Raw genomic sequence first — 10,971 nt, 5'->3', positions numbered from 1 at the left:
AAAGAAATCTGCCCATTTTGGACAGATTTCATCATCATTACCAAATAATCACGCGATCTTCTGGGGCACGCCACATACCGTCGCCCTCGTTGACGTCAAATTCCTTATGAAATTCGTCGAAGTTGCTCACGATAATATTGGTACGCCATTTAGCGGGAGCATGGACATCCACGCTGGCCAACATTTGCATGTATTCTTCACGCGCCTTCATACGCCAAATCGTCGCAAAGTTAACAAAGAATTCTCGAACCGAAAAATCTTCATCACGTTTAGCTGCTTCTAAGGCACAGGCCACACCACCAAGGTCTGCCACGTTCTCAGAAACAGTCAGTTTGCCGTTGACCTTAGCACCGTAAGAGTCCAAACCGTCAAACTGGTCCACAATCTTGTCAGTACGTTCCTTAAAGGCTTCGTAATCTTCTTCAGTCCACCAGTTCTTAAGACTACCGTTTTCGTCGAAGGAAGCACCATTAGTATCAAAGGCATGGGAAATCTCGTGAGCAATAACAGCCCCAATACCACCATAGTTGGCTGATGAGCTTTGTGCAATATCATAGAAAGGTGCTTGCAGGATAGCTGCTGGGAAAACAATTTGGTTCTGCTGCGGATCATAGTAAGCATTAACCATGTGGGCAGGCATATGCCACTCACTTCGATCAACAGGTTGATTCCACTTGCTCCAACTATGTGCAACTGAAATTTCGACTAACTTCTGTGCATTCTCAACAAGTGACAAGTTCTCATCAATAATCTTCTTATCATATGTCTCAGGTAGTTTTTCTGGATAACCGATATGAGGTGTAATGACATTCAGTTTCGTAATAGCCTTTTCACGTGTCTCAGGTGCCAACCAATCCGCTTTTTGAAGGCGTAATTTATAAACATCAATCATGGTTGCTACTTTGGCTTCGACATCTGCTTTTGCTTCTGGTGAGAATTTTTCACCTGCATACCAAAGTCCTAGAGCCTGATTGTAAGGCCCTTGTGCCAAATAGAAGGCAGCCTTTTTCTTTTCCATGGCTTGTGGTGTTCCTGAGAGCGCACGACTATATTTGCCAGCCAAGATACGAAGCTCGTCTGTCAAATAGGCATTCCAAGATGTAGCAGCATCGATAAGTAAGTCCGCCTTAAGCAACTCCCAATTTGCTTCTGAGTAATATTCTGCCGCAAACTCTGTCCAGAAGCGTTCTTCAGGAACGATAATTTTATCAGGGACTTGACCCAAGATTTTTGTGAAAATGTTATCAAGTGGGAGTTCTGGCGCCAGCTTAGTAAAGTCTGCCCAATCATATGGGTGGTAGAGTTCTACATACTCGGAAGATTCTTCACTCGAAAGGACATACTTGGCTAACTTAGCATCAAGAGCGATAACCTTGTCCAAGATATCTTTGATTTCTTCAGCTGTGAAGCCATATTTCTCAAGGAGTTCTTCCTGCATCTCACGCCAAATTCCCAAAAGCTCCTTGCCCTTTTCATTATCCTCAGTGTAATAGGTTGTATCAGGTAAAATAATACGTGGCGCTTCAGCCCAAAGAACATTTAGTTGGGCATTCATAAAGTCTGGAGACACACCAAACGGGAACGCATTAGGCTTAACAGCCATCTCGTACTCAGCAATTTTCGAAGCAAACTCTGAAAATGACGAGAGTTGCTTGTATTCTTCAATCAAAGGCTTAACAGGCTCGATACCAACTGCCTCACGTTTGTCAAAGTCCGCAGCCATACGGTGAAACTTAATGAAGTTTTGTAGAACAGCATTGTCAGGAACATTTTCTCCTGCCAACCACTGATCAGTTGTTTCAAGCATGAGGTCTTCTATTTCATCTGCTAAATCTGAGAAACCACCTGTACGTGGTTTGTCATCCGGAATCACAGCTGTCTTTTCCCACTCACCATTAATCGCATGGTAAAAATCATCTTGTAAGCGTGTCATTACACTTCCTCCATCAACATTAAAAGTGCTTTCATTATAACAAAATTCCCCAGCAAAAGCATTTGCCGAGGAGAAATTGGCTTATTTAACTAGGATTGCCAAGGTTTGATATGGTTTAAGAACTACCTTTTCAGCAAGCTCCGCATCGTCATAGTTGGACAAGAGTACGCGCCCTGACTGGTATTCTGCTGGAATCGCCACTTCAGCTTCACTTTCATAGAAATGATTGAGTACCAAGAGTTTTTGACCGTCTAAGTGACGTTCAAAGGCGTAGACCTTCTTGCTATCTTCAAATGCTGGCTGATAGCTTCCTTCTGAAATGATAGCCATTTCTTTACGCAAGCGAATCAATTCTTTATAGAATTTAAAGATTGGTCCATTAATCTCATTTTCAACGTTAATGTCTTTGTAAGATTTACCAGCTTTCAACCATGGAGTACCTGTTGAAAAACCTGCATTCTCAGAAGCATCCCATTGCATTGGCGTACGAGAATTATCACGTGACTTAGCTTGGATAATCTTGAAGGCTTGCTTAGGAGATTTACCTTGGTCCAAGAGCATTTGGTAAGCATTGATGGATTCCACATCCACGTAATCTGCCATCGAATCATAGTCTGGGTCAATCATTCCAATCTCTTCACCCATGTAGATATAAGGTGTTCCACGTGACAAGTGAATGCTAGCGGCTAGCATGGTTGCTCCTTCATTACGGAAGTTCTTGATATCCACAAAACGATTCAAGGCACGAGGTTGGTCGTGGTTATTCCAGAAGAGGGCACTCCATCCACCACGATCGCTCATTTCCTTGCCCCAGGTGTGGTAGAGACGCTTAAGTTCTTCAAAATCAAAGGGAGCAATAGTCCATTTTTGTCCATCTTCATAGTCCACTTTTAAATGGTGGAAGTTAAAGGCCATAGACAACTCGTGACGCTCCGGTGCTGAATAGAGAACACAGTTGTCAATAGTTGTTGAAGACATCTCCCCAACTGTCATAAAACTATCGTCAGAACCAAAGGTCGCTTCATTCATCATGTGAAGATAATCATGCACGATTGGTTTATCCGTATAGGCAGGTTTCCCTTCATTTTTCGGACAATCTACTAAAACCTCATCCTTACCAATCAAGTTAATCACATCAAAACGAAAACCCTTGACACCTTTGTCTAGCCAGAAGTTGACTACCTTGAACAACTCCTTGCGGACATTGGGATTCCGCCAATTGAGGTCTGCCTGTGTTTCATCAAAGAGATGAAGATAGTATTTTCCTGTATCTCCAAAAGGAGCCCAGGCAGAACCACCAAATTTAGACAACCAATCAGTTGGTTGATCCTGAATGAAGAAGAAATCTTGGTAATACTTGTCACCAGCCAATGCTTTTTGGAACCACTCATGCTCCGTTGAGCAATGGTTAAGCACCATGTCTAGCATGAAGTCAATCTTGTGCTCTTTAGCGACACGAACCATTTCTTCAAAATCAGCCATATCCCCAAAGACAGGGTTGACGGCTGTGTAGTCTGAAATATCGTAGCCATTGTCACGTTGTGGACTTGGATAGAAAGGATTGAGCCACACCATATCCACGCCTAACTCTGCTAGGTAGGGAATCTTTTCAATGATTCCTCTGAAATCACCGATTCCATTTCCTGTAGTGTTCTTATATGATTTTGGATAAATTTGGTATACAACCTTTGTTTTATCTAATGCCATGTAATTTTTCCTCTTTTGTTCTTTATATGAAGAGGTGGAACCGTGACGTCTCCACCCCTTAGCTTATTTTGTTCGATGAGCAATCATGAGAACATCACCACGTTTGATATCACGTGGAAGATTCCCTTCAACATCTGCTTGGAAATCATCTTGATTTGTAATGATAACTGGAGTCTCAGTGACCAAACCAGCTTCTTTGATAATATCCATATCAAAGCTAATCAATTGTTGACCAACAACAACTTTATCACCTTGTTTAATATGTGATTCAAAGCCTTTTCCGTCAAGGCTAACCGTATCCATACCAATGTGCATTAACATTTCAACACCTTCTTCAGAAACGATACCTACTGCGTGCTTAGTTGGGAAGAGTACTGTCACTGTACCATTCACTGGTGAAACCAATTCGCCTTGACTTGGTTCGATGACAACACCTTGTCCCATTACACCTGATGAAAAGACTGGGTCTGTGGCTTGGCTAAGTGGTTTAACTTGGCCAGCAAGTGGGCTAACAACCTCTGCTGATTCAGCAAGAGCCGTTGGTTGTACCAAACCTTCTGAAGCTTCTTGTACGTGCCATCTTCCTCTGTTTTCGTTAAAAATCCAGTTTTGTGGAAGAGGAATGTCAATACCATAGCAACTACAATATCAACAACCATGATAATCGCAAAAATTGCCCAATATTGAGGTTTAATAGAGAGAATAGCTGGAAGACCACCAATACCGATAGAGTTTGCTTGAACACCAAAGACTGTTGAAAGCAATCCTGATAAGGCAGAAGCAGACATCCCTGCTACTAATGGATAGACATACTTAACGTTAACACCAAATAGTGCTCCAAGATAAGCTGAAATAGTTGCTGGAAGTGAAATCTGTGCTTCACGTTCATCATGACGTTTAATAAAGTAGTAAGCAAATACTGCTGAACCCTGCGCAATATTAGAGAAGGCAATCATTGGCCATAAACCAGTACCACCTGCCGTACGCACCAATTCAAGATCAATAGCATTAGTCATATGGTGAAGACCAGTGATAACGAAAGGCGCGAAGAAGGCTTGGTCAAAAAAATTCATGGCTCTGGCTCCCAGGTTATTAACCAAGAACAAATCAACTTTCCTGTGTCTGACCTCACTAGTTACCAGGAACTAATCGAACAACAAAGCCTTAATTCGCAAACCAACGTTATTTCTCTGGATAAAATCATCGTTGATTCCAAACTCTCAGAAAGAACTGGTTTTTCTAATAGCCGACAGGTTTGGCGTGTTGTTCGTCAAAGAGTCGTTGATAGCTGTGCCTCTGTTATAGATATTGATTACCTAGATGCCAGCCTTGTTCCGCAACTAAACCGTAGTATTGCTGAATACTCTATTTACGACTACATTGAGAATCAGCTCAACCTTAGCATTTCCCACGCCTTTAAAGAAATCACTATCGATAATGCTATCGATCAGGATAAGATTCTCATTGACCTAGGTAAGGACCAGCACGTTGTCTGTGTCCGTTCAAAAGTTTATTTAAACAATGGAAAACAGTTCCAATTTACGGAAAGTCGCCACAAACTTGAAAAATTCAAATTTGTCGATTATGCCAAGCGTCATCATTGAAAGAAAGGGCTCTGCTAATAGAAAAAGTATCGGACAAGAATGTCCGATACTTTTTAGTTTTTACGGATAGGATCTGCTAGATACTCTGCACGAGCTCCACCAATTAACTTAGGACGACTAGCCAAAGCAGTCACATGAGCACCACCTAATTCTGGAGTAATAGGACGAAGAGGAACTTGGACCCTCTTCACATGCATACCAATAGAGGTGTCCCCAATATCAATACCAGCCTGAGCGACAATTTCCTCCACCTCAACAGGATCCTTCATGTAGTCGAAAGCAGCCAGCTGACCACTTCCACCAGCGTGCAAGGTCGGAAGAACATTCACAATTTCCAAATCTTTAGCCATGGCAAGCTCACGCTCGACAACCAAAGCACGATTCAAATGTTCACAGCCCTGAACAGCCAAGTAAATCCCTTTAGGTTCCAAAACCTCAAGAATAGTTTTCACAATTCGTTGACCGATTTCGCGGCTAGAGGCTTTGCCGATAGTCCCACCAGCAACCTCACTGGAAGACAGTCCCAAGACAAAGATAGCTCCTCTCCCAATAGCTGAACGTTCAACAATATCTTCTACAAGCACACGTGTCTTCTCTTCTAAATCTAGCAACATCACAACAGTCCTCCTTTAGACAACAGCTGTATTCAGGATTCGCACAATAAGATAGTACAGAATCACAAAAAAGACAAGGAAAAATGCCCCTAATAATAATAACTGCCTACGGCGTTTCTTACTTAGGTCCCAGGAGAAACCAAATCCCATCAAAAAAGGACCAACACTATAACTTAGCATAAACCATAAATCTACACGTGCTATATGCCAAAAAGAAGAAATAAAGGCCGCCAAACCTATTAAGGATAGACTCCAGGAAAAGTCCCAACGATTTGATTTAGCAAAAGCCAAACCTATTAAGAAGCAACCCAAGGCAGGCATGATAATAAATGATAGGGTCATAAAATAAAACATGCCATTATTATAGCATGTTTTACAGTTTCATGTTAGCGGCGGTTAATAACACCATAAGCAATAGTGAATGCAATAGCAGCAATACCCACAACGATTGCCATGATAGCCCAAAAAATAATCATTGCACGGCGTCCCTTGCGATTGTTGAAAGGAAGTCCCCAACCAACCATGATAACACCTATCAATCCAAGCCAGATTTTATAAGTGATAACAATCGCCGAATCAAAATAGGCAAAAGCAACCAAACCTAAACCTAGCAAAGAAATCAAATAAGACCACTTACCCTTCAAAAATGAAGGCAAGGCCCAACCAAATAACACTAAACCTAGTAGAGCAAGAGCTCCACCACCAAAAAATACAGGTACAATATAATTATCAAACATATTCATATTATAGCATATCTTAAAAAGTTAGGAAATAGAATCTATCAACCAAAGCCATATCCATTCTTTAAAATTTATTCACTCTCAATCACAGATTAATTGGCAGATACCAACTATTTATTTTAGTACAAAAAAACAAGATCCAGAAAAGACCTTGTTTTAATAAGCTAATTATGCTTTGTTTGCTGAACCGAATACGTCGATACGTTCTTCAACAGCTTCTGTAATAGCTTCGAAACCTGGTTTCAAGAATTTACGTGGGTCGAAGAGTTTCTTCTTGTCGTATTCTGCTTCATTTGCTTCGTATTCAGCAACAAATTTACGTGTTGCTTTAGCAAATGCGATTTGACATTCAGTGTTAACGTTAACTTTAGCAACACCAAGTTTGATAGCTGCTTGGATTTGATCGTCAGGAATACCTGATCCACCGTGCAATACGATTGGGAAGTTAGGAACAGCTTCTGTCAATTTTTGCAAGTGGTCAAGGTGAAGACCATTCCAGTTTTCTGGGTAAGGACCGTGGATGTTACCGATACCTGCTGCAAGGAAGTCGATACCAGTTGCAACCATAGCTTTAGCATCTTCGATTGGTGCCAATTCACCGTCACCGATGATACCATCTTCTTCACCACCGATTGTACCAACTTCAGCTTCAACTGATACACCGTTAGCGTGTGCAAATTCAACAACTTTAGCTGCTTTTTCAAGGTTTTCTTCAACTGGAAGGTGTGAACCGTCAAACATAACTGAAGTGTAACCTACACGGATACATTCCAAAGCATCATTGTAGTGACCGTGGTCAAGGTGAATAGCAACTGGTACAGTGATACCCATTGATTCAACCAATTCTTCGATAAGAAGTTTACACAATTTGTAACCACCCATGTACTTAGCTGCACCCATAGAAGTTTGGATAAGCACTGGAGCTTGTTTAGCTTCTGCTGCACGCAAGATAGCTTGAGTCCACTCAAGGTTGTTTGTGTTAAATCCACCAACTGCGTAACCATTGTCACGAGCTGCTTGGACAAATTTTTCTGCTGAAACGATTGCCATTATAAAGGCCTCCTATATTTTTTTGGGCTTGAACCCGTTTACTTGTTTATTCTATCACAATTAGATTCAAAAAACTAGTTTTTCTACAATTTGTAAGCGTTTTGATTTTTTAATACAAAAAAACCAGTCTCTTGACTGGTTGCTCTGCGGAAAGAGGGACTTGAACCCTCACGACCTAAAGCGGTCACAGGATCCTTAGTCCTGCGCGTCTGCCAATTCCGCCATTTCCGCTAACTACATTAATCATTATATCAAGTTTGACAATTAGTGTCAATACTTTTTTGAAAGTTTTTTCTTAAAACTATCTTTTGTCTCTTTCGAAACAACTATTATATAATACCATTTATTGTATGCTATTGTCAATAAGCTTTTTGACTTTTTTGTTTTTCTGAAACATTATATACTATCTGGAATTAGTCTAAACGATTTTTCAAAGCAGCTAATCGTTCTTGAAGAGGAGCTAAGTAAACTTCTTCTCCAAAGCCACGATTTTTGAGCCCATCCTCTGCACAAGTTAGTAGAGCCTCTGTCAAAGGCAAAATCAATTTGAAATCATCCTTTGAGATTTCCTTTTTCGAAAACAAGCAACGAATTCTAAGATAATCATAGTCAAAAACTTCAAATAAAGATGTGTCTTTTAAAATACTTTCTAGTGTCTCTAAGTTAACTAAAAGACCAAGGTGAAAGGCTGCTGGCGCAAAAGTTGCTGAGAAAGGCTGAGTACAAACACTTCGAAACTCAACAGTTCCCCTAGTCGTTAAATCTTGAAATTGATAAGAACGGTGAGTCTTAAAATCTTCCTCACTTGGCTCAATAGTGACTACTTCGCCATGAATAGAGCGTGCTTTGACAGATGGCGTACTTAGATAGTCTTTAGCACGTATTGGTTCAAAATAGTAGGTTTCGTCACCACGCTTAGCAGTAAAAATGGCTGTCTCAGACAAGTAAGAAAAATAGTCATCTTCGCTCTTAAACACCTTAGGAAATACCCCTGCATTTTCCTTAAACACACCATGCATGGAATTCTCCCAGAAAACATCACGAGAAAGCGCTAAATCCCAATCAGAACCCCAAAAATCAGAGTTTGCCAATAATACTGCCTTGGGTCCCTCTATTTGATTAAAAGCATTTAAAACTCTTAAATAGGACGTTTTTGAAACATCTAACTGTACCTGACTCCCACAGATGAAAGAACCATATTCTGGATAATCATGAAAGAAAGGATTGTTCTTAGCTTTAGATAGCCCGAGAAAATCCATAAGCATCTCATAACGAGGAGATTTAACAGGTCTGTTGTCATTTTTTGCCCAGTTTGGATTCACTCCCCAACCTTGCAACTCATGATTATCATTCTGAAGATAAGGTTGAATTATACCGAGGTAAGTATCCAAACGTTCCTCAACCTCAGAGATTCTTTCAGCCTTTGCAAAAGCAAACTCAATCGTATTGTAGGAGACTTCAAAAAGAATCATATCTCCAGAATCTTTATCAATAAGCTGAATAGGATTGTTATCCGAATCATACTTATCAGCTTGAAAATCAAAATTATCCAAGAGATAGGCTAGTAACCGTTTTGTAAGAGAGACATCTGTAGCATTACCACTCAAATTAACAACTGGGTATTCCAACTCAATCCCCACAAATAATTCGGGTTGCTCCTTAATTGGCTCATAATACCTTTGCTTAAGCAGTTCCTTGGCTGTTGTCAAAATAATGTCCCCCTTTTTAAAATAAGCTTATTCCATTATATCAAAATATTCAGACGATTTATAGCCCAAAAAAACGCCTGCTTACGAAAAATAACAGTATTACCTTTCGTAAACAAGCGTTACATGCTTATTTATTCCCATTTTTATGATGAGTGTTCCCGCTAGGCGTATGCCTAGCGGTAGACCAGAGCTAGACTAAGAAAAGCTAAGCTATTCCATCATCATAACACTCAACAAAATTGATAAAAATTAAACAAGTTCGATGATTGCCATTGGGGCAGCATCGCCACGACGTGGTTCTGTTTTAAGGATACGAGTGTATCCACCGTTACGTTCAGCATAACGAGGTGCGATTTCTGAGAAAAGTTTTTGAAGAGCAGTTGTTGATGTATATTTATCAGTTGCTTCATCATAGTTTTCAGATGCAATTTCGTTACGTACAAATGCAGCTGCTTGACGACGTGCGTGCAAATCACCACGTTTACCAAGAGTGATCATTTTTTCAACTGTTTTACGGATTTCTTTAGCACGTGCTTCAGTTGTAACGATTGCTTCGTTAATGATAAGATCTGTTGTCAAATCACGAAGAACCGCTTTACGTTGTGAGCTTGTGCGTCCAAGTTTACGGTAAGCCATGTTATCCTCCTATATTATTATTTATCGTTTTTGAGTCCAAGTCCAAGATCAGCCAACTTAACTTTGACTTCTTCAAGAGATTTACGACCTAGGTTACGGACTTTCATCATTTCAGGCTCAGTTTTTTCTGTCAAATCATGAACGGTATTAATACCAGCACGTTTCAAACAGTTATATGAGCGTACAGACAAATCAAGTTCTTCGATGGTACGGTCAAGCACCTTTTCATCGTTCACTTTTTCAGTTTCTTTCATTACATCAGTAGCTTTAGCAACATCAGTAAGGTCAGTAAACAAGTTCAAGTGTTCAATCAAAACGCGAGCCGAGAGACCGAGGGCATCTTCAGGGATGATTGTTCCGTTTGTCATGATTTCGATTGTCAATTTATCAAAACCATCGTTGCTACCTACACGAGCAGGTTCAACTTGATAATTGACTTTTTTCACTGGTGTGTAGATTGAATCTACAGCCAATGTTCCCACTGGTGCATCATCTTTCTTGTTTTCATCTGCTGGAACATAACCACGGTTTGTAGCTACTGTCATAGTCGCTTTTAAAGAAGCTCCTTCAGAGATAGTGAAAAGATAATGATCAGGGTTAACAATTTCAATGTCACTATCAGTCAAGATATCTCCAGCAGTAACTTCAGCTGGACCTTGGACATCAAGTTCGATTGTTTTTTCGTCTTCGACGTAAGATTTTACAGCAAGTCCTTTAATATTAAGAATAATTTGCATCACGTCTTCACGTACGCCTGGTACGGTATCAAATTCGTGGAGTACTCCATCAATCTTAATTGATGTTACGGCAGCACCTGGAAGTGATGACAAAAGTACACGACGAAGAGAGTTACCCAAAGTTGTACCATAACCACGTTCTAGTGGTTCGATGACAAATTTGCCGTAATCTTTATTTTCATCAATTTTTGTTATTATTGGTTTTTCAAACTCAATCATTTATTATACTCCCTCGAAACGA

Annotated in this window: 9 protein-coding genes, 1 tRNA gene and 2 pseudogenes; 1 reads left to right on the top strand and 11 read right to left on the bottom strand. The window is 40.3% G+C overall.

From position 1 onward, the window contains the following. Window positions 1-37: 37 nt before the first annotated feature. From HMPREF9425_RS00595 to HMPREF9425_RS00585, 3 genes and pseudogenes are all read right to left on the bottom strand, one after another. Entirely contained in the window at window positions 38-1,933 is a 1,896-nt protein-coding gene (locus HMPREF9425_RS00595; protein WP_003095858.1) for a M13 family metallopeptidase, read from the bottom strand. Window positions 1,934-2,014: 81 nt separating this feature from the next. Next, a complete protein-coding gene (treC, locus tag HMPREF9425_RS00590) occupies window positions 2,015-3,640 on the bottom strand; it encodes an alpha,alpha-phosphotrehalase (protein WP_003095856.1) in 1,626 nt (541 codons plus the stop codon). A gap of 63 nt (window positions 3,641-3,703) precedes the next feature. Beyond that, window positions 3,704-4,695 (bottom strand): annotated as a pseudogene (locus HMPREF9425_RS00585) (glucose PTS transporter subunit IIA); the annotation flags it as partial. Here HMPREF9425_RS00585 and treR point away from each other — a divergent pair. Continuing rightward, a pseudogene (gene treR, locus HMPREF9425_RS00580) lies at window positions 4,684-5,244 on the top strand (trehalose operon repressor); the annotation flags it as partial. The pseudogenes HMPREF9425_RS00585 and treR sit on opposite strands and share 12 nt — an antisense overlap. Before the next feature lie 53 nt (window positions 5,245-5,297). On the opposite strand, the gene HMPREF9425_RS00575 reads toward treR, so the two are convergent. From HMPREF9425_RS00575 to HMPREF9425_RS00545, 8 genes are all read right to left on the bottom strand, one after another. Continuing rightward, window positions 5,298-5,858 carry a TIGR01440 family protein gene (locus HMPREF9425_RS00575; protein ID WP_003092046.1) on the bottom strand — a complete coding sequence of 187 codons (561 nt, stop codon included), beginning with the start codon at window positions 5,856-5,858 and terminating at the stop codon, window positions 5,298-5,300. 15 nt (window positions 5,859-5,873) lie between these two features. After that, a complete protein-coding gene (locus HMPREF9425_RS09155; RefSeq protein WP_081448729.1) occupies window positions 5,874-6,212 on the bottom strand; it encodes a hypothetical protein in 339 nt (112 codons plus the stop codon). Between the two features lie 32 nt (window positions 6,213-6,244). Then, entirely contained in the window at window positions 6,245-6,601 is a 357-nt protein-coding gene (locus tag HMPREF9425_RS00570) for a hypothetical protein (protein ID WP_003095837.1), read from the bottom strand. 165 nt (window positions 6,602-6,766) lie between these two features. Further along, a complete protein-coding gene (locus HMPREF9425_RS00565; RefSeq protein WP_003092040.1) occupies window positions 6,767-7,648 on the bottom strand; it encodes a class II fructose-bisphosphate aldolase in 882 nt (293 codons plus the stop codon). A 145-nt stretch (window positions 7,649-7,793) separates the two neighbouring features. After that, window positions 7,794-7,879 (bottom strand) — tRNA-Leu (locus tag HMPREF9425_RS00560). 182 nt (window positions 7,880-8,061) lie between these two features. Next, window positions 8,062-9,357 carry a glutamate-cysteine ligase family protein gene (locus tag HMPREF9425_RS00555; RefSeq protein WP_003092099.1) on the bottom strand — a complete coding sequence of 432 codons (1,296 nt, stop codon included), beginning with the start codon at window positions 9,355-9,357 and terminating at the stop codon, window positions 8,062-8,064. Window positions 9,358-9,606: 249 nt separating this feature from the next. Next, window positions 9,607-9,993 carry a 50S ribosomal protein L17 gene (rplQ, locus tag HMPREF9425_RS00550; protein ID WP_003091981.1) on the bottom strand — a complete coding sequence of 129 codons (387 nt, stop codon included), beginning with the start codon at window positions 9,991-9,993 and terminating at the stop codon, window positions 9,607-9,609. A 17-nt stretch (window positions 9,994-10,010) separates the two neighbouring features. After that, window positions 10,011-10,949: a DNA-directed RNA polymerase subunit alpha gene (locus tag HMPREF9425_RS00545; RefSeq protein WP_003091894.1), complete on the bottom strand. Its 939-nt coding sequence runs from the start codon at window positions 10,947-10,949 to the stop codon at window positions 10,011-10,013. Between the last annotated feature and the right edge of the window lie 22 nt (window positions 10,950-10,971).

The sequence above is a fragment of the Streptococcus vestibularis ATCC 49124 genome, from assembly GCF_000188295.1.
In the GTDB taxonomy this organism is placed as follows: Bacteria; Bacillota; Bacilli; order Lactobacillales; family Streptococcaceae; genus Streptococcus; species Streptococcus vestibularis.
This window is presented reverse-complemented; position numbering and strand designations above follow the sequence as displayed.